Source organism: Streptomyces sp. RFCAC02 (genome assembly GCF_004193175.1).
GTDB lineage: Bacteria > Actinomycetota > Actinomycetes > Streptomycetales > Streptomycetaceae > Streptomyces.
Map to the genome: position 1 here is coordinate 5,610,267 of NZ_SAUH01000001.1, position 18,819 is coordinate 5,629,085.

Sequence of the window (18,819 nt, forward strand, 5' to 3'; positions counted from 1 at the left end):
CCGGCCGTCCGCTCAGGCCGACCAGGTGTCGATCGGCACCGTCCGCACGCTGTGGCCGCGCGGATCGAGGACGCGGCCCACGTGCTTGTACGTGCGCAGGATCACCGACCGCTCGCCGACCCGCAGGTTCAGGTGGCCCAGCTCCCGCGAGAGGTGCGCCTCCAGCGCGTGCACGTCGTGCAGGGCGCGCAGCCACACGTCGAGGAACAGGTTGTGCGGCCCGGCCGTCATGGTGCACAGCCGCAGCTCGGGCAGGGTCCGCAGCGCCGCCGCCGTGACGTCCAGGTGCTCGGCGGGCACGGAGGCGAAGTACATCGCGGACACCGGCCAGCCGGTCAGCGGGCGGGCGAGGTTGCAGCGCAGCGCGAGCCGCCCGCCGCTGATGAGCCGCGTCAGGCTGCGGCGGGTCGTGGCGACGCTCGCGTCGACCTCCCTGGCCAGCTCCGCCAGCGGCATCCGGCCGTCCGTGCCGAGGGCGACCGCGATGCGCCGCTCCACCTCCCGCAGCGGCGGGCCCGTGGGGGTGGGACCCGAGGGCCGCGCGACGGGCGGCCGCAGCCGTTCACGCTGGGCGGCGTCCAGCGCGCGCAGCCGCCACTGGCTGCCCTCGAACGGTGTCGCGGTGATCACATGGATCCGCGCGCCGTGGACGCCGGGCACCTGGCAGACGCGGTCGCTGACGTAGCCGGCCAGCGCGTCGAGGTCCCGGGCCTGGACGAGCGCGACGAGGTCGCGACCGCCCGACGTCTGCTTGAGGCTGAGGAGCCCGGGGTCGTCGCACAGCGTGCGCGCCACCGCGTCGAGCCGCGCGCCGTTCACCATGATCTCGAGCTGCGCCCAGGTCATGTCCTCCTGGGAGGGGAACAGATAGCCGTCCACCCAGGCGGCGCCGCAGTCGCGCAGCCGCGCCCAGCGGCGCGCGGCGGTCACCGGGTCGATGCCGAGGACCGAGCCGATGAGGGTCCAGGGGGCGCGTGGCTGGATCTGCAGGGCGTGCACGATGGCCAGATCCAGTTCATCCAGGAGTACCCCGCCGGACGCCGGAACGACCGATGTCTGCGTCCCCCGGGGATGACCGATTCCTGCGGTCACGGGCGCCTCCTGAACGATTCCTGCGATGTAACAGCGTCTTCATAGTATGAAACGACCATATCGCGAGAGAAATCCCCAGCCCGAGGAGTCGCTGTGCCGAGCACACCCCTGACGTTGACCGGAGCCCGCCTCATCGACGGAACGGGCGCCGCCCCCGTCGCCGACGCGGTCGTCCACACCGACGCGAACGGCGACGTGACCTACGCGGGACCCGCCGCGGGCGCCCCGCCGCAGGCCCCGGACGCCCGCGTCATCGACGTCGCGGGACGGACCGTGCTGCCGGGCTTCATCGACTGCCACGTCCACTTCTCCGTGGCCAAGCCGGCGGAAATCGGCCAGCGCTTCGCCTCCGACCCGACGCTCCAGGTCCTGCGCACCGCCGAACGCATGCGCGACACGCTCCTCGCGGGCGTGACGACGGCCCGTGACCTCGGCGGCACCCCCGCCGGCTTCCGCACCGCCGTCACCGAGGGCCTCATCGAGGGACCGCGCCTCCACACGGCCGTCCGCATCATGGGCCACACCGGCGGCCACGCCGACTTCACCACCCCCGACGGCTACGACACCTCCGCCGGCATGGGCGAGATCGTCGACACCGTGGACGAGACCCGCATCGCCGTCCGCCGGCTGCTGCGCGACGGCGCCGACGTGATCAAGCTGTGCGCCACCGGCGGCATGGGCAGCCCCCACGACCAGCCCGACGACGAGGGCCTGAGCGAGGAGGAGATCCGCACGGTCGTGGACGAGGTCTCCCGCCACGGCGGCCGCCCCGTCGCCGCCCACGCGCAGGGCCTCGCCGGCATCATGAACGCGCTGCGCGGCGGCGTCACCAGCGTCGAGCACGCCTACGGCCTCGACGACGAGGCCTGCGACCTCGCCGGCGAGCTGGGCGCCTTCATCGTGCCGACGCTCTCCACGACCTTCGACGGCATCGACAAGGCCCGCATGGAGCCGTACCACTACGAGAAGAAGGTCCGCTGGTCCGAGCGCACCAAGGTCAACATCGCCCGCGCCATCGAGCGCGGCCTGAAGATCGCGCTCGGCACCGACTCCGGCGTCTGCCCGCACGCCCGCAACCTCCGCGAACTCGGCCACCTCGTGTCCCTCGGCATGTCCCCGATGGACGCGATCGTGGCCGGCACCCGCACCGGCGCCGAGCTGCTCGGTCTCGCCGACCGGGTCGGCACCCTGGAGCGCGGCAAGGCCGCCGACCTGGTCGTCGTCGACGGCGACCCGCTCGCCGACATCGCCGTCCTCGCCGACTCCGACCGCATCCGTTACGTCGTCCAGCAGGGCGTCGTTCGCAAGGCCCCGGCTCCCGCGCACTGACGGGCGCCCGAGAAAGGTACACGCGCATCATGCAGGAGACCCTCGCCCAGTCCCCGGGCGGCTCCGGGGGTCCCGGACCGGGAGGCACCAGCCTCCTCGACCGGGTCCTCGGCGGCATCGAACGCGCGGGCAACCGCCTGCCGCACCCGTTCTTCCTCTTCTGCGGGCTCTTCGTCCTGCTCGCCGCCATCTCCAGCGTCCTCGCCGCCGCCGGCGCGGACGTGACGGTGCCGGGCAGCGGCGAGACCCTGGAGATCAAGGGCCTGTTCACGGGCGAGGGTCTCCAGTGGCTGCTGGAGAACCTCGTCCCCAACTTCACCGGATTCCCCTCGCTCGGCACCGTCATGCTGATGATGATGGCCGTGGGCGTCGCCGAGCGGTCCGGTCTGCTGGAGACCGTGGTGCGGGCCACCATCGCCCGCGCCCCGGCCCGCTTCCTGCCGTACGTCGTGGCGTTCGTGGCCTGCCAGGGCCACGTGATGAGCGACATATCGATCCTCGTCATCCCGCCGCTGGCCGCGCTCGCGTTCCGCAGCGCCGGGCGCAACCCCGTCGCCGGCCTCATCGGCGGCTTCGCCTGCACCTGCGCCGGCTACGCGGCCGGGTTCGTCGTCGGCTCCCTCGACGCCCTGTACGTGGGCATCACCGAGCAGGCCACCGCCGTCCTGCCGATGGGCGCCGACTCCCCGACCCACATCCTGGTCAACTACTTCTTCACGGCCGTCGCGAGCGCCCTCCTCGGCCTTCTCGGCGGTTTCCTCATCGACAAGGTGCTGGAGCCCCGTCTGCCCGAGCCGGAGGCTGACCCGTCCGCCGAGTTCGGCGCCGACGGCGTGACGACCGAGGTCACCGCGATCCAGCGGCGCGGCCTGCTGTGGGCCGGGCTCGTCCTGCTGGTCTACGCCGTGATCGTCATCGGCGGCTGGCTGATCCCCGGCAGCCCGCTGCGCGGCGAGGGCGGCGCGCTCGTGCCCTCCCCGCTGCTGAGCGGCGTCATCCCGGTCCTGTTCGTGGCGTTCCTGGTGTGCGGCGTCGTGTACGGCGCGGTCGTGAAGACCGTCGCGAAGCCCGAGGACGTGCCGCGGATGATGGGCGAGTCCGTCACCAGCATGTCGTCCTACATCGTGCTGATCTTCGCGATCGCGCAGGTCATCGCCGTCTTCAACTGGTCGAACGTCGGCACCCTGCTGGCCGTGAAGTGCGCCGCGGGACTGGAGTCCATCGGGCTCACCGGCTTCACCGGCATCGTCCTGTTCGTCCTGCTGGTGACCCTGCTGAACCTGTTCATCACCTCGGGCTCCGCCCTGTGGTCCCTCATGGCGCCGGTCTTCGTGCCGACGTTCATGCTGCTCGGCATGGAGCCGGCGCTCACCCAGGCGGCGTTCCGCATCGGTGACTCGGCCACGCAGATGATCACCCCGATGAACCCGTACCTGTTCCTGACGCTCGCCCTGCTGCGGCGGTACGAGCCCTCGGCGCAGCTCGGCACCCTGCTGTCGCGGCTGTCGATCTTCGTGGTGCCCTACCTCATCGCGTGGCTCGCGGTGCTCGGCATCTTCTACGGGTTCGACATCCCGCTCGGCCCGGGCGCGGACATCCACATGCCCTGACCCGCGCCCGCACGGTCCACCGCCCCAGCGTGTCGGAAATGTCGTGACCGGTCCTCCCCGGAGAAGATCACCAGTGGTCTGCGGGAAGGAACTCCATGTCCGCGTTTCTGTTCCGGCTGGGGCGGTGGGCGTTCCGGCGGCGCCGCCTGGTCCTCGGCATCTGGCTCGCCGCCGCCGTCGTGGCCGCCCTGACCTCCGTCCTGAGCGGCGGCACCACCACCGACGTGTTCACCATCCCCGGCACCGAGGCCCAGCGCACCACCGACCTGCTGGAGCGCAGGCTCCCCGCCTTCGGCGGCGGGCAGACGCAGGTCGTCCTCGCCGCCGAAGGATCGGCGAAGGTCACCGACCCCGGACCGCGCGCCGGGATCGAGGAGGCGTTCCGCGCGCTCGCGGACGTCCCGCAGGCCGCGTCCGCCACCGGCCCGTTCGACGGCGACAGCCCCCAGGTGTCGCGCGACGGCACGGTGGCCCTCGGCACCGTCCAGTTCCGCACCGACCCCGGCACCGTCGAGCAGAGCACCCTCGACGCGGTGGAACGGGCCGTGCGCCCCGCCGAGCGCGCCGGCCTGCGGGTCGAGTACTCCGGCAGCGTCTACCCCGGCTGGCAGACGGAGGTCTCCGAACTGCCGGAACTCGCCGGACTCGTCATCGCCCTCGTCATCCTGCTGATCACCTTCGGCGCGCTCGCCGCCGCCCTCCTGCCCGTCGTCACGGCCGTCATCGGCATCGCCATCACCATGACGGGCGTCACCGCCGCCGCGGCCCTGGTGGACATCGCGTCGGCCTCCACGACGGTCGCCCTCATGCTCGGCCTGTCCTGCGGCATCGACTACGGCCTGTTCATCCTCTTCCGCCACCGGGACAACCTGCTGAACGGCATCCCCGGCGAGCGGGCGGCCGGGCTCGCCACCGGCACGGCGGGCGGCTCCGTCGTCTTCGCCGCGCTCACCGTCGTCATCGCGCTGCTCGGCCTGTCCGTCGTCGGCATCCCCTTCCTCACCGTCATGGGCGTGTGCGCGGCCGTGTCCGTGCTGATCGCCATGCTGATCGCCCTCACCCTGCTGCCGGCCTTCCTCGGCTTCGCGGGCGACCGCGTCGTGCGGTTCGTGCGCCCGCCGGGCCGCCCCGGCCGGCCCGAGCACGTCGCCCGCCGCTCGGCCACCGAGCCCGGGCACGGCGCCGGCGCCGCCTGGGCGCGGTTCGTCGTGCGCGCACGCGTCCCACTGCTCATCGGCGGCATCGTCCTCCTCGGGCTTCTCGCCCTGCCCGCCACGCAGATGCGGCTCGGCCTGCCGAGCGGCGCGTCCAAGCCCGAGTCCGACACGCAGCGCAGGGCCTACGACCTGGTCGCCGACGGGTTCGGCCCCGGGGCGAACGGCCCGCTGCTCGTCGTCGCCGATGGCGTGGACGGCGAGGAGCCGGTCCGGCGCGTCACCGGCGCGCTCGGTGACCTGCCCGGCGTCGCCACGGCGCAGCCCCTCGCGCAGCGCGACGGCCTCGCCGTCATCCAGGTCGTCCCGCGCACCGGGCCGAGCGACCAGGGCACCGCCGACCTCGTCCACCGCATCCGCGACCGGCGCGACGACCTCGCCGCCGGCACCGGCGCCCACCTCACGGTCGGCGGCAGCACCGCCTCCGACATCGACGTGTCCGCCAAGCTGTCCTCCGCCCTGCCCGTCTTCCTCGTCGTGGTCGTCGGCCTGGCGTTCATCCTGCTGACGTTCGCCTTCCGCACCTTCCTCGTGCCGCTGAAGTCCATCGCCGGGTTCCTGCTGTCGGTGTGCGCCGCCTTCGGCGCGCAGGTCGCCATGTTCCAGTGGGGCTGGGGGCGGCACCTGCTGGACATCACCCCCACCGAGACCGTCAGCTTCCTGCCGATCATCATGCTGGCGATCATCTTCGGCCTCTCCAGCGACTACGAGGTGTTCGTCGTCTCGCGGGTCAAGGAGGAGTACACGGCGACCGGTGACGCGCGGGCCGCGGTCGAGCACGGCACCGGACGGGCCGCCCGCGTCGTCACGGCGGCGGCCCTCATCATGTTCTCGATCTTCGTCGCCTTCATGGTGACGGACGACCCGATCATCCGGTCGATCGGTTTCAGCTTCGCTGTGGGCGTGCTCCTGGACGCGTTCGTGGTGCGCCTGACGCTGGTGCCTGCCGTCATGGCGCTCGCGGGACGCCGCATCTGGTCGCACCCGCGCTGGTTCGACCGCTTCCTGCCCGACCCGGACATCGAGGGCCACCGGCTCACGGAGCCGCACGCGCGGCACGCCGGCGGGACGTGACGGGCGACGTGATACGCGCCGCATTGCGGCTGCTCGTGCACGGCGGCTACCGTGAGTCCACGGTTCCACCCAACTCGTCGATACGGAGCGCCAGATGATCCGGCCCGACAGCGCCGGATCACCCTCCTGCCCCAGTGATCCCGCGCCCGCGCGACCGGGCACCGGGGCGGTGACCGTCCACGATCTGCGGGGCACCGCCGGCATCGGGCCGCGCACGCTCGCCTGGCCCGCCGGACACCGCGTCGTCGTCTCCGGACTCCCCGGCGCCGGCAAGTCCACCCTCATGGCGCGCCTCGACGACCCGGACGGCGCGGTGATCCGCGTGGACTCCCAGGACGCCCGCGACCGCTGGGCGCGCCGGCTGCCCGCGCGCCTGCCGTACGCCGTCTACCGGCCGCTGGTCCGCGCCGCCCACCACCTGCGGCTGGCGCGCGCCGCCCGCACCGCCGGCAGCCTCGTCGTCCACGACTGCGGCCGGCGCGGCTGGGTGCGGCGCAGACTGGCCGCGACCGCGCGGCGGCGCGGCGTCGCACTGCACCTCGTCCTCATCGACGTGCCGCCCGACCTGGCCGTCGCGCGGCAGGAGGAGCGCGGCCGGTCCGTCTCGGCCCGGGCGTTCCGCCGGCACCGGGCCGCGATGGCCGAGCTGGTGGCCGACGTCGCGGCGGGCGGCCCCCCGCCCGGCTGCGCTTCGGCCACCCTGCTCGACGCGGAGGCCGCGGCGGCCATACGCCTGCTGTGCTTCACTCCCGACCGGTGAGCCGCACCCGCACCTCGCACTCGTGCTCGCCGGGCACCCGGCCGGTCTCCTCGGCGCGGAACGCGCCCGCCAGCACGCCGCCGACCTGCGTCACACCGTCCGGACTGCCCGTCAGGGTGGCGTCCACGGCCTCGCCGAGCGGCGCCCCCGCGGGCCGTGCCCCGTCGCGGTGCGCGTCGGTGGAGACGATCATGCTCCACACGACGGGCCGACCCGGCTGCCCGCCGGAGCCGAGGTCGGGCTCATGGCCGGGGTAGGCGGCCTCCAGCACGTCGAACACCGCGCGGGCCGCGTCACGGCCGCAGTCGGTGAGATGGACGCTGACACTGCTCTCGTCCTGAGAAGTACCCATGGTCATCACAGCTTTCACGGCATCGCGGACTACGGATGGACGGCCGGCCGGGCCTGCCGGGCGGCCGGACCTGCGGGTACCCCGGGTCGGGGCGCGGCACCCGCTTCGCACTGTAGGTGACATCCGTCCGTCATGCCGGACATGTGACGCCATGTGCCCCGCGGTGCCGCCCGTCAGCGCGCCGGCGCGTCCGCCCGGTAGGCCGGCGCCCGGCGCGGCCCGTCCAGCGGCCGGCGGCGCAGCAGGGGCTCCGTCCTCGGCGGCACCACCGTGGACAGCACGACGACACTCGTCGAACGCGCCACCGTCCCGGAGCGGTTCAGCCGCAGCAGCGTGTCCTGCAGGTCCTCGTGCGAGGCGGCGGCGAGCCGGCACAGCACGTCGGACTGCCCCGTCGTGGCGTACGCCTCCAGCACGGTCGGCAGTGCGGCCAGCTCCGCCGCCACGTCCTGGAGCGCGCCCTGAGCGATCTCGAGACTCACGAACGCCTGCACCGGGAAACCCGCCGCGCCCACGTCCAGATCGGGGCCGTACCCCGTGATGACGCCCGAACGCTCGAGCCGGTCGAGGCGCGCCTGCACCGTGCCGCGCGCGACGCGCAGCGCCCGTGACAGTTCGAGGACGCCCGCCCTCGGCTGCCGCCGCAGCGCCGTCAGCAGGTCGACGTCGAGCGCGTCGAGCCGGTGACCGCCGCCGGTTGTCCCCATGCCCGCCCCTCCCGCGCAGTGGGCAGATTGTACAGCCGGTCACCCGCGCGAGGGGGCCGCCGGTGCAGACGGACCAGCCGGTGACGGCTCGCTTGCGCACCACCCGCGCCCCGTCGTGTCCTGGGGTGACTGGCGGACGCGCGGTGCGCGACGACGCGGCGAGGAGGCCCGCATGACCACCGACCCGACCCTCACCGGACCCGACCGGGCCGCCGAGCCCGACGCCGAGCAGCTGCGCCGCCTCGTCGGCCTCGTGGACCACGACCCCGCCGGCGACCCGTTCCCCGTCAGCGGGTGGGACGCCGTCGTGTGGGCCGTCGGGAACGCCACGCAGGCCGCCCTGTTCTTCCAGTCGGTCTTCGGCATGGAGCTGGTCGCCCACTCGGGTCCGGAGACGGGCAACCGGGACCACCACGCGTACGTCCTGCGCTCCGGGTCCGTCCGGTTCGTCCTCAAGGGCGGCGTCGATCCGGCCTCGCCGCTGCTCGACCACCACCGCAGGCACGGCGACGGCGTGATCGACATCGCGCTCGCCGTGCCGGACGTGGACCGGTGCGTGACCCACGCCCGCGCGCAGGGCGCCCGGGTGGTCGAGGAGCCGCACGACGTGTCGGACGAGCACGGCACGGTACGCGTCGCCGCCATCGCCACGTACGGCGACACCCGGCACAGCCTCGTGGACCGGTCCCGCTACACCGGCCCCTACCTGCCCGGATACGTGGCCCGCGCCTCGGGGCGGAAGCGGGGCGCGGACGAGCCGCGGCGCGTGTTCCAGGCGCTCGACCACGTCGTCGGCAACGTCGAACTGGGCCGCATGGACACCTGGGTCGACTTCTACCGCCGCGTCATGGGCTTCACGAACATGGCGGAGTTCATCGGCGACGACATCGCCACGGAGTACTCGGCGCTGATGAGCAAGGTCGTCGCCAACGGCAACCACCGCGTCAAGTTCCCCCTGAACGAGCCGGCCGCGGGGCGCAAGCGGTCGCAGATCGACGAGTTCCTCGAGTTCTACGGCGGCCCCGGCGCGCAGCACCTCGCGCTCGCCACCGGCGACATCCTCACCACCGTCGACACGCTGCGCGCGCGGGGCGTCGAGTTCCTCCCGACACCGGACACGTACTACTCGGATCCCGAACTGCGGGCACGCATCGGCGAGGTGCGGGTGCCCGTCGAGGAACTGCGGAGCCGGGGCATCCTCGTGGACCGCGACGAGGACGGCTACCTGCTGCAGATCTTCACCAAGCCGATCGGCGACCGTCCCACGGTCTTCTTCGAGTTCATCGAACGGCACGGCTCCCTCGGCTTCGGCAAGGGCAACTTCAAGGCCCTGTTCGAGGCCATCGAGCGCGAGCAGGCCAGGCGCGGCAACTTCTGACGCTCCCCCGCATCCGCACGCCCCGCACCGCACCGCCCCCGCCCGTACCGAAAGGCGCCCGCCGTGCCCCACTACCGCCGCGTCGGCGACGTCCCGCCGAAACGCCACACGCAGCACCGACGCCCCGACGGCTCCCTCCTCAGCGAGGAGCTGATGGGGGAGGAGGGCTTCTCCTCCGATTCCGCGCTGCTCTACCACACCGGCATCCCGTCGGCGATCACCGCCGCGTCGCCGTGGCGGCCCGGCGACCTCGCGACGACCCCGAACACGCCGCTCCTGCCACGGCACTTCCGGCTGCACGACCTGTTCGACACCCGGCGGGCCGGGTCGTGGGACGTGGTGACCGGCCGCCGCCTCGTCCTCGGCAACGCGGACGTGCGGATCTCCTACGCCGTGGCCGCCGCGCCGAGCCCCCTGTACCGCAACGCCATCGGGGACGAGTGCGTCTACACGGAGGCCGGGTCAGCCACCGTCGAGACGGTCTTCGGCAGCCTCGACGTGCGCCCCGGCGACTACCTCGTCCTGCCGCGCGGCACGACGCACCGCTGGGTGCCCACAGGACCCGACCCGGTGCGCTGCTACGTCATCGAGGCCAACTCCCACATCGCGCCGCCCGCCCGCCACCTGTCACGGCACGGCCAGCACCTCGAACACGCCCCGTACTGCGAGCGCGACCTGCGCGGCCCCGCCGAGCCGCTGACGGTGCCCGGCACCGACGTCGAGGTCCTGGTCAAGCACCGCTCCCCGCGGCCGGGGGACGGCGGGGTCACCGGGACGCGGTACGTGTACGCCACCCACCCGTTCGACGTCGTCGGGTGGGACGGCTGCCTGTACCCGTACACATTCAACATCGCCGACTTCGAGCCGATCACCGGGCGGGTGCACCAGCCGCCGCCCGTCCACCAGGTCTTCGAGGCGCGCAACCTGGTCATCTGCAACTTCGTGCCCCGCAAGGTCGACTACCACCCGCTGGCCGTCCCCGTGCCCTACTACCACTCGAACGTCGACTCGGACGAGGTGATGTTCTACTGCGGCGGCGACTACGAGGCGCGCCGCGGCTCGGGCATCGGCCAGGGCTCGGTGAGCCTGCATCCCGGCGGCCACGCGCACGGGCCGCAGCCGGGCGCCGTGGAACGCTCGCTCGGTGCCGCGTTCTTCGACGAACTCGCCGTCATGGTCGACACGTTCCACCCCCTCGAACTCGGCGAGGCGGGCTCGGCCGCCGACGACGGCCGGTACGCCTTCAGCTGGGCGGGCGGCACACGGTGACGGCCGCACCGACCGCCACCACCTGGCTCGACGTACCCCCCGGCCACCCGTTCGGCGTCCACACCCTGCCGTACGGCAGCTTCCGCGCGGCCGGCCTGCCCGGGCCGCGGACGGGGGTCGCCATCGGCGACCTCGTCCTCGACCTGACGGCGGCGAGCGCGGCCCTGCTGCCCGGCCGCGCACCGCTGTTCGCGGCCGGGACGCTGGACGGACTGCTCGCCGCCGGGGCAGGAGCCTGGGCCGAGGTGCGCGCCGCGGTCACGGACTGGCTGACGGTCGAACGGTTCCGGCCGGTGATCGAGCCGCTGCTCCGCCCGGCCGTCACCACCGTCCCGGAACTGCCGTTCACCGTGGCCGACTTCACGGACTTCTACGCCAGCGAGCACCACGCGGCGCGGATGGGCCGGCTGCTGCGGCCCGGCGGCGAGCCCCTGACCCCGAACTGGCGGCACATGCCGCTCGGCTACCACGGCCGCGCCGGCTCCGTCGTCGTCTCGGGGACACCGGTCACCCGGCCGTCCGGGCAGCGGCGCGACGGCGGGGGTGCGGTGACGTTCGGCCCGTCCCTGCGGCTCGACTTCGAGGCGGAGGTCGGCTTCGTCGTGGGCACGCCGGCGCCCCCCGGCCGCCCGGTGCCGCTCGCCGGCGCCGCCCGGCACCTCTTCGGCGTGTGCCTGGTGAACGACTGGTCGGCGCGCGACCTCCAGGCGTGGGAGTACGTGCCGCTCGGGCCGTTCCTCGGCAAGGCGTTCGCGACGTCCGTGTCCCCGTGGGTTGTGCCGCTCGCCGCCCTCGCGCACGCCAGGACCGCGCCGCCGCCGCGCGACCCGCGCCCGCTCCCGTACCTGGACGACACGGCGGCCGAGCCGTGGGGCCTCGCCATCGACCTGACGGTCACGCTGAACGGCCACACCGTCGCCCGGCCGCCGTTCGCCGCCATGTACTGGACGGCGGCGCAGCAGGTGGCGCACCTCACGGCGGGCGGCGCGCCGCTGCGGACCGGCGACCTGCTCGCCTCGGGCACCGTGAGCGGCCCCGGGGACGGCGAGTGCGGCTCGCTCGCCGAACTGACCGGGGGCGGCACGCGTCCCCTGACCCTGCCGGACGGCACGCGCCGGGCGTTCCTGCACGACGGCGACGAGGTCACCGTCACGGCGGACGCCCCGGGGCCGGCGGGCACCCGCGTCGGCCTCGGCGAGGTCCGCGGCCGCGTCACCCCCGCCGTCCCCGCCGTCTGACGTCCGGCCGCGCCCGGCTCAGTCCGCCCAGGCCTCGCGGTCCGTGACCACCGGGCGGCCCGTGCGGGCCGACTCGTCGATCGCGAGGCTCAGCAGGTGGTCCTGGCAGCCCTCGGCCAGCGGGTACGGCGCGGGGCCGGCGCCGCGCACCCACGCGCCCATCCGGCACGTCAGGTCCACCACGGCGAGGTCGTCCTCCGAGAACGAGGCGCCCGTGTACCCGTTGCGGTGGATCACCCGCCCGTCGAAGCTGATGTGCCGCAGCTCGCGGCCCTCCAGGTTGAGGTCCGTGCCGGTGGCCCGCCGCACCAGCGGCGACTCCACGGGCGTGCGCGGGTCCGCCATCCGCACCACCGTGTCGTCCACGATCTCGCCGAGCGAGCCGCGCACCACCATCCGGCGGGCGCGCAGCGGGTTCCACCACTGGTTGTCGGTGAAGTCGTACAGGCCCGAGCGGCCCCCGCCGAAGTCGAGCGTCGCGATCGTCGTCCGCGCCTGCTTCGGCGTCAGGTCGTCCGACCAGCCGGCGGGGGAGAGGGGGTCGGCCAGCGGCGCGGTGAACGCGCTCGCCGACACCGTCGCCGGCTCGAAGCCGACCCCGAGCAGGTGCCGGATCAGCGACACGGCGTGGTACCCGTGCGTCGACGACAACTGGACGGACGTCACCTCGCCGATGACGCCCTCCCGCACCAGCGCGAGCCGCGCCGCGTGCCCCGGCATCAGCGGGTACTGCTCCGCCACCTGCACGAGCCCGCTCGCACCGGTCTCCCGCCACAGGTCGCGCAGCCCCTCCGCGTCGGGCGCGGGCGGCGTCTCCGCGAGCACCGGCACACCGAGCCGCACGAGCTGCTTCGTCACCTCGGGCGTCACCGGCCACGGCACGGAGGGGATGACGAACTCCGGCGCGTCCGCCGCGCCCACCAGCTCGTCCACCGACCGGTACGCCGGCACGCCCCACGCCGCCTCGATCTCGGCGCCGCGCTCACTGCCACGCGTCACCACGCCCGTCACCGCCAGCCGGTCCGGCAGCGCCTTCGCCAGCCGGACGAAGAACTCCGACCGCCATCCGCTGCCGACCAGGCCGAACCGTACAGGTGCTTCACTCACGTGCCTTGCTCCTCACATCTGTCCACGGTGCCGGGCCGGCCGGCGCGGCCGCCCCGCCCGGACCCGGCGGGTCACAGTACGCCCACCTCTCCGCGCCCTGCGCCACCACCTGTCGAAGACGTGACGCACACCACGTGCCGCTTGTCGGGCCGTCAAGGAAAGCCGCAGGTCAGAGCTGTCTCACCGGCTCATACGGAGTTGCCCGCCGGGGAGGTGCGGCGTTGACTTCTCCCATGCAGAAAGCGCATTCCCCCGCCGCGCAGGGCCACCCCCTCGACCACCGCTACCAGGGCGAGCACCCCGTCCGCACCCTGGCATACCTCTTCCGTCCCGACCGGGGCCGGCTCATCGCCGCCGTCGCGATCTTCTGCGTCCGGCACTGCCCGCTGTGGCTGCTCCCCCTCATCACGGCGAACGTCATCGATGTCGTGGTGCAGCACCGTCCCCTTCACGAGCTGTGGGTCAACGCGGGCGTGCTCCTCGTCATGTTCGCCGTCAACTATCCCGCCGGCGTGACGTACGCGCGGCTCATCAGCACCAGCGTGCGCCGCATGGGCACCGTGCTCCGCTCGGCGATCTGCGGCCGCATGCAGCAGTTGTCCATCGGCTACCACTCGAAGGTCAGCGCGGGCGTCCTGCAGGCCAAGGTCGTCCGGGACGTGGACGCGATCGAGGAGAGCGTGCGCCAGTCCGCCGAGATCGGCCTCGGCTCGACCACGACCATGATCGGCGGCCTCGTCGTCATCGGGTTCAAGGTGCCGCTGTTCCTGCCGGTGTTCCTGGTCGTGGTGCCCGCCGCCGCGCTGCTGATACGGGCGCTGCGCAGCCGGGTCCGCAGCCACAACGAGTCGTTCCGCCGCGAGGTGGAGCTCGTCTCCTCCCGTGTCACCGAGATGACGAGCCTCATCCAGGTGACGCGCGCCCACGGCCTGGAGCGCACCGCGATGGGCCGTGTCGACGGCGCCCTGACGCGCCTGCGCAGCGCGGGCAGCCGCCTCGACATCCTCAACGGCCGGATCGGCTCCCTCGCCTGGATCATGCTGAACTTCCTCGGCATGGTCTGCCTGTTCGGCGCGGCCCTGATCGCCTACAACGGCTGGCTGTCGGTGTCGGCCGGCGACATCGTCATGCTGAGCACCTTCTTCACCACGCTGACCGCATCCATGAACTCCCTGATGGGCCTCACGCCCGTCCTCAGCCGGGGCCTCGAGTCGGTGCGGTCCATCGGCGAGGTCCTCCAGGCGCCCGACCTGGAGACCAACGCGGGCAAGCGTGAGGTGACCGCGCTGCGCGGCCGGATCGACTTCCAGGACGTCGAGTTCACCTACGAAGGCGCGGACTCCCCCTCGATCAGCGGCTTCGACCTGTCCGCGCGGCCCGGCGAGACCATCGCGTTCGTCGGCCCGTCCGGCGCGGGCAAGTCCACCGTGCTGAACCTCCTCATCGGCTTCATCCGCCCCACCCGCGGCCGCATCCTCCTGGACGGCACGGACGCCGCCGGCCTGGACCTGCGCACGTACCGCCGGTTCCTGTCCGTCGTCCCGCAGGAGTCGATCCTCTTCGAGGGCACCATCCGCGAGAACGTCGCCTACGGTCTGGACGACGTGGACGACGCGGCGCTGGAGGAGGCCCTGCGGGCGGCGAACGCCTGGGAGTTCGTCCAACGCCTGCCGCACGGCACGGACACCGTGGTCGGCCAGCGGGGCGCGCTGCTGTCCGGGGGGCAGCGGCAGCGGCTCGCGATCGCACGGGCGCTGATCCGTGACCCGAAGGTCCTCATCCTGGACGAGGCGACCTCGGCGCTGGACGGCCGTTCCGAGAAGCTGGTCCAGGAGGCGCTGCGACGGCTGATGGAGGGCCGGACCGTCTTCGTCGTCGCGCACCGCCTCTCCACGATCCGCGACGCCGACCGCATCGTGGTGATGGACCAGGGCCGTATCCGCGAGATCGGGGACCACGGCGAACTGATCGCCGCCGACGGTCTGTACGCCCAGCTCTCGCCCGGCAGCGGAGCCTGACCGCGCACGGCCCGTGCACGCACGCGGGCGGGCCGCCGGGAACGCGTCCCGGCGGCCCGCCCGCCAGGGTTCGTCCGGCGGGTCCTGTCGCGAGACAGGCAGGGACCGCCGGACAGACCCTGGGACTCACGCCTTGGTGACCGCCGCCAGGATCTCCGGGAGCCGCGTCACCGTCCTGGGGGCGGCGAGCCGCAGCCCCGCCCAGGTGAGGAACAGCCCCCACACGATCCCGAACGGCAGGACGACGCCGATGGCCGCGCTGTCCGACGTGCCGAGCCAGACGGCGGACCCGATCACCGGCGCGCACAGGACGGCCGCCGCGACGGCACCGAAGAGGATGCTGCCCCAGGCCAGCCCCGCCTGGCCGGGGACGACGTTCTTCATGGCGCCGTCCTCGGGGATCGAGTACGGGAAGAGCACACTGCCCACCACGCCGACGGCGACCAGGGCGCCCAGGACGGCGAACGAGATGCCGAGCACCCCGGGGAGGGCCGCCCAGTCGCCCGACAGCGCCGCCGTGAACACCACGGCCAGCACGGTGTACGGCACCGCGATGACGGCGATCGCCCCGGTGCGGCCCCGCAGTTCGCGCAGGGCGTCGGCCGGTGTGCTGATCGTCTGCGCCACCAGCCAGAATCCGCTGTGGTCCAGCCCGAACTGGTTGAACATCTGGAGGCCGAGCAGCGCGGACGACCAGTACGCGGTGTGGATGCTCGGGCTGCCCTGCGCCGCCGAGACCACCGGCATGATCAGCCCCATGCCGAGCGCCATCGTCCAGCTCATCTTCGACTTCGGGTTCCGCCACGCGTACCGCAGCGTCCGCAGCGCGACGGTGCCGGTCACCGAGGCCGAGAGCCGCGCCGCGACGCCCGTCTCCCCCGTCCCCCTGCGCGCCCGGCCGGCGGACGCGTCCTGGTAGGTCGAGGCGTCCGGCCTGACCATCAGCCGGGTGAGCGCGCGGCGCCACCACTCCAGCAGCAGGAGCGCGGCCGCCGCCGTGGCGGCGAGCGCGCCGAGCGCCACGCCCCACGAGCCGTCGCCGGCCGCCCGTACGGCCTCGACGGCCGTGGCCGGCGGGATCCAGCGCACGACATCGGCCGTCGAGTGCAGCGGTCCCGCGGACTCGCTCTCGCCCAGCCGGGACAGCACGACGTTCAGGAACTGCGCGCCGAGCACCACCACGATGCCGCTGAGCACGGCCAGGTCGCGGCCCTTGCGGCTGGTGAGGAGCCGCGCGTTGACCGTGGCGATCGTCCGCGACAGGGCGGTGCACACGAGCAGGGTCAACGGGACGGCCACCACCGCGACGACCGTGCCGCCGACACCGTGCGCCGTCGCGACGGCGCTGCCCACGAGCAGCAGCAGCGTGAAGAGCGGGCCGGGGCCGACGACGGAGGCGGTGAGCTGACCGGTCATCATGGCGACCGGGCTCAGCGGCAGCATCGCGAGCCGCCCGGGGTCGAGCGTCTCGTCCGCCGCGCCCACGAACATGGGCAGGAACGCCCAGCCGAGGGCGATCACCGCGACGAGCACCGTACAGCCGGCGGCGGCGTGCTCGTTGCCGCGCAGGGCGGAGACACCGAGCGCGCCGAGGGCGCCCAGCAGCACCGCGAGGACCACGGAGCCGATGAACGCGGCCGACCTGCCGGTGGACTGGCGCGCGCCGTTGCGCAGCAGGCTGAGCTTCAGGCGGGCGAAGGTACCCGCGACGGCGGTGAGGGAGATCCGGTTCACCGCGCACCCCGCAGCCAGTCGAGATCCTGGGCGCCGGCCGTGTCGGAGGCGCCGACGAGGTCGAGGAACGCGGCGTGCAGCGACGCGGCGTCCCCGCGGACCTCGGCGACCGGTCCGGCCGCCCGTATCCGCCCGCCCGCCATGACGGCGACCCAGTCGCACAGCGACTCGACCAGCTCCATCACGTGGCTGGAGAGCACGACGGTCGCGCCGGAGGCCGTGTAGCGCTCCAGCACCTCCCGGATGGCCTGCGCCGACACCGGGTCCACGCCCTCGAACGGCTCGTCGAGGAACAGCACGTCGGGGTTGTGGATCAGCGCGGCGGCCAGGCCGGTCTTCTTCCGCATGCCGGTCGAGTAGTCCACGACCATGGCGTGCTGGGCGCCGGTCAGGTCGAGGACGCCGAGGAGCTGGTCGGTGCGGCGGCGCGTCTCGTCGGGGGACAGGCCGCGCATCCGGCCCAGGTAGGTGAGCAGTTCGCGGGCCGACAGGCGCTCGAACAGCTTCAGGCCCTCGGGCAGGACGCCGATCCGCGGCTTGACGCGTTCGGGTTCGCGCCACACGTCGGCCCCGGCCACCTCGACGGTCCCGCTGTCCGGGCGCACCAGCCCGGTGATCATCGACAGGGTGGTCGACTTGCCCGCGCCGTTCGGACCGACCAGTCCCGCGAACCGCCCGGCGGGGAGGTCGAGATCCACCCCGCTGACGGCGAGCCGTTCGCCGTATTTCTTCCACAGCCCGCGCACGCGCACGGCTGGATGATGTCCGGTGGGATGGTCGTCACGCATGCCGGTCAGCATACGGACCTCTGTCCTGCTCATGACCTGCCGCCCCGGGGGTGGTGACGCGTCGGGAACGCCGTGCGGCTCAGGTGCCGGAGCGGTCCGCTTCCTCGCGTTCCGCGAGCCGTTCGCGCTGGGGCAGCACCGTGTACTTCGGGTCGCGCGCGGAGGCGACGCCCGCGTGGAAGATCCCGAAGCGTGTGCACGCCGACGCCGCGAGCAGCGCCGCCCCGCTCAGCGCCGCCGCGACCCGGCTGCGTCCGCCCAGCAGCGCCGCTCCCGCAGCCCCCGCCGCGCTCAGCCCCTCCGCCGCGCGCAGGAGGCGGCCGGCCCGCCCCCGCGCGTACGTCTCGGCGATCACGCCGGTGCGCCGGCGCAGCGCGCGCAGCGCCACGGTCTCGGCCGCCACCCCGAGGACGGCCGCCCGCCGTGCCGGCCCGTTCTCCGCGCGCGGACCCGCGAGCAGCGCCATGCCGGACGCGGCGACCGCCGCCGACGCGGTGAAGAGGTACGGCATCTCCCGGTGCCCCTCGTGCCACGCCGGCACCGCCGTGTCGGCCAGCAGGACGCCCGTGTACGCCGCCACCGCCGGGCCGGTGACGGCCGCGCCCAGCGCCGCCGCGCGGCCCGCGCGCGGCACGAGACCCGTCACGTCGGCGGCGGCCGCCGCGCCCGCCAGCGGCCCGTACCCCGCCAGCAGCCACGACCCCACGCTCATCGGCGAGGTCGGCTTGAGGACGCGCAGCATGTTCGCGAACCGCTCGGGCCGCCCGAGGTCGTGGATCAGCGCGGCCGCCGACAGGGACACGGCGCCGAGCGAACTCAGCTTCATGGCCCGCGCCGTGCGCCGCCGGCCCGACAGGTCGGCGCCCGCCGCCAGTACCGAGCCCGCGCCCGCGAGGCCGCCGAGGAACAGGTAGCCGGCGATGTCGCGGGCCTCCCACGACGGCGCCTTGACCACCGGCCGGCCGTAGTAGGAGGTGAAACCGGCGGGCGGCACCATCCGTGTCTCCCCGCCGCCGCCCCGCCGCCGCCGGGGCGCCGGCTCCCCGTCCATGCCATTGCCGAACAGTGCGTCGCGGCCGGGCCGTTCACCGGCCAGGCCCTCCCGCGTCACTCTCGCCTCGCTCACGCCGTCCGCCCTTCCCGCCGCAC

The 18,819-nt window shown here is 73.9% G+C and carries 15 protein-coding genes; 8 read left to right on the forward strand and 7 right to left on the reverse strand.

What is annotated here, in order from left to right; all coding sequences use genetic code 11:
• Nucleotides 1-12 precede the first annotated feature (12 nt).
• Nucleotides 13-1,092: an AsnC family transcriptional regulator gene (locus tag EMA09_RS25870; RefSeq protein WP_346655857.1), complete on the reverse strand. Its 1,080-nt coding sequence runs from the start codon at nucleotides 1,090-1,092 to the stop codon at nucleotides 13-15.
• Nucleotides 1,093-1,185: 93 nt separating this feature from the next.
• Here EMA09_RS25870 and EMA09_RS25875 point away from each other — a divergent pair, with 93 nt between their 5' ends.
• From EMA09_RS25875 to EMA09_RS25890, 4 genes are all read left to right on the forward strand, one after another.
• A complete protein-coding gene (locus EMA09_RS25875) occupies nucleotides 1,186-2,421 on the forward strand; it encodes an amidohydrolase family protein (RefSeq protein ID WP_240796570.1) in 1,236 nt (411 codons plus the stop codon).
• Nucleotides 2,422-2,450: 29 nt separating this feature from the next.
• Nucleotides 2,451-4,031, forward strand: a complete 1,581-nt coding sequence (locus EMA09_RS25880; protein WP_129843374.1) for an AbgT family transporter — start codon at nucleotides 2,451-2,453, stop codon at nucleotides 4,029-4,031.
• A gap of 95 nt (nucleotides 4,032-4,126) precedes the next feature.
• Nucleotides 4,127-6,319 carry an MMPL family transporter gene (locus tag EMA09_RS25885; protein WP_129843375.1) on the forward strand — a complete coding sequence of 731 codons (2,193 nt, stop codon included), beginning with the start codon at nucleotides 4,127-4,129 and terminating at the stop codon, nucleotides 6,317-6,319.
• A gap of 169 nt (nucleotides 6,320-6,488) precedes the next feature.
• Nucleotides 6,489-7,079 carry an AAA family ATPase gene (locus EMA09_RS25890; RefSeq protein ID WP_240796571.1) on the forward strand — a complete coding sequence of 197 codons (591 nt, stop codon included), beginning with the start codon at nucleotides 6,489-6,491 and terminating at the stop codon, nucleotides 7,077-7,079.
• Here the strand turns inward: EMA09_RS25890 and EMA09_RS25895 are convergent.
• Nucleotides 7,063-7,431, reverse strand: a complete 369-nt coding sequence (locus tag EMA09_RS25895; protein WP_129843377.1) for a hypothetical protein — start codon at nucleotides 7,429-7,431, stop codon at nucleotides 7,063-7,065. The two genes, EMA09_RS25890 and EMA09_RS25895, sit on opposite strands and share 17 nt — an antisense overlap.
• 173 nt (nucleotides 7,432-7,604) lie before the next feature.
• A complete protein-coding gene (locus EMA09_RS25900; RefSeq protein WP_129843378.1) occupies nucleotides 7,605-8,138 on the reverse strand; it encodes an Lrp/AsnC family transcriptional regulator in 534 nt (177 codons plus the stop codon).
• A 172-nt stretch (nucleotides 8,139-8,310) separates the two neighbouring features.
• Between EMA09_RS25900 and hppD the strand changes: the two genes are divergently transcribed.
• The 3 genes from hppD (at nucleotide 8,311) to fahA (ending at nucleotide 12,023) form a co-directional block, all read left to right on the forward strand.
• On the forward strand, nucleotides 8,311-9,516 hold the full coding sequence (gene hppD, locus EMA09_RS25905) for a 4-hydroxyphenylpyruvate dioxygenase (RefSeq protein ID WP_129843379.1): 1,206 nt from the start codon (nucleotides 8,311-8,313) through the stop codon (nucleotides 9,514-9,516).
• 63 nt (nucleotides 9,517-9,579) lie between these two features.
• Nucleotides 9,580-10,785, forward strand: a complete 1,206-nt coding sequence (locus tag EMA09_RS25910; protein ID WP_129843380.1) for a homogentisate 1,2-dioxygenase — start codon at nucleotides 9,580-9,582, stop codon at nucleotides 10,783-10,785.
• On the forward strand, nucleotides 10,782-12,023 hold the full coding sequence (gene fahA / locus EMA09_RS25915) for a fumarylacetoacetase (protein WP_129843381.1): 1,242 nt from the start codon (nucleotides 10,782-10,784) through the stop codon (nucleotides 12,021-12,023). Before EMA09_RS25910 ends, fahA begins: the two co-directional genes overlap by 4 nt.
• Before the next feature lie 18 nt (nucleotides 12,024-12,041).
• On the opposite strand, the gene EMA09_RS25920 is transcribed toward fahA, so the two are convergent.
• Nucleotides 12,042-13,130 carry a Gfo/Idh/MocA family oxidoreductase gene (locus tag EMA09_RS25920; protein ID WP_129843382.1) on the reverse strand — a complete coding sequence of 363 codons (1,089 nt, stop codon included), beginning with the start codon at nucleotides 13,128-13,130 and terminating at the stop codon, nucleotides 12,042-12,044.
• Between the two features lie 233 nt (nucleotides 13,131-13,363).
• On the opposite strand from EMA09_RS25920, the gene EMA09_RS25925 reads away from it, so the two are divergent.
• Complete coding sequence (locus EMA09_RS25925) at nucleotides 13,364-15,148, forward strand: ABC transporter ATP-binding protein (protein WP_129843383.1); 1,785 nt, start codon at nucleotides 13,364-13,366, stop codon at nucleotides 15,146-15,148.
• 126 nt (nucleotides 15,149-15,274) lie between these two features.
• On the opposite strand, the gene EMA09_RS25930 is transcribed toward EMA09_RS25925, so the two are convergent.
• The 3 genes from EMA09_RS25930 to nrfD form a co-directional block, all read right to left on the reverse strand.
• Nucleotides 15,275-16,882, reverse strand: a complete 1,608-nt coding sequence (locus EMA09_RS25930) for a transporter (protein WP_240796572.1) — start codon at nucleotides 16,880-16,882, stop codon at nucleotides 15,275-15,277.
• The gene (locus EMA09_RS25935) at nucleotides 16,879-17,670 is read right to left on the reverse strand and encodes an ABC transporter ATP-binding protein (protein WP_240796573.1); all 792 of its coding nucleotides are present in this window, start codon (nucleotides 17,668-17,670) and stop codon (nucleotides 16,879-16,881) included. The genes EMA09_RS25930 and EMA09_RS25935 overlap by 4 nt, the downstream gene beginning before the upstream one ends.
• Before the next feature lie 79 nt (nucleotides 17,671-17,749).
• On the reverse strand, nucleotides 17,750-18,796 hold the full coding sequence (gene nrfD, locus EMA09_RS25940; protein ID WP_129843385.1) for an NrfD/PsrC family molybdoenzyme membrane anchor subunit: 1,047 nt from the start codon (nucleotides 18,794-18,796) through the stop codon (nucleotides 17,750-17,752).
• Between the last annotated feature and the right edge of the window lie 23 nt (nucleotides 18,797-18,819).

What these genes read in the sequence shown, in the direction of transcription:
- EMA09_RS25880 (WP_129843374.1), top strand. Translation starts at nt 2,451, where the DNA reads ATGCAGGAGACCCTCGCCCAGTCCCCGGGCGGCTCCGGGGGTCCCGGA.
- EMA09_RS25885 (WP_129843375.1), top strand. Translation starts at nt 4,127, where the DNA reads ATGTCCGCGTTTCTGTTCCGGCTGGGGCGGTGGGCGTTCCGGCGGCGC.
- EMA09_RS25895 (WP_129843377.1), bottom strand. Translation starts at nt 7,431, where the DNA reads ATGGGTACTTCTCAGGACGAGAGCAGTGTCAGCGTCCATCTCACCGAC.
- EMA09_RS25900 (WP_129843378.1), bottom strand. Translation starts at nt 8,138, where the DNA reads ATGGGGACAACCGGCGGCGGTCACCGGCTCGACGCGCTCGACGTCGAC.
- hppD (WP_129843379.1), top strand. Translation starts at nt 8,311, where the DNA reads ATGACCACCGACCCGACCCTCACCGGACCCGACCGGGCCGCCGAGCCC.
- EMA09_RS25925 (WP_129843383.1), top strand. Translation starts at nt 13,364, where the DNA reads ATGCAGAAAGCGCATTCCCCCGCCGCGCAGGGCCACCCCCTCGACCAC.
- EMA09_RS25935 (WP_240796573.1), bottom strand. Translation starts at nt 17,670, where the DNA reads ATGCGTGACGACCATCCCACCGGACATCATCCAGCCGTGCGCGTGCGC.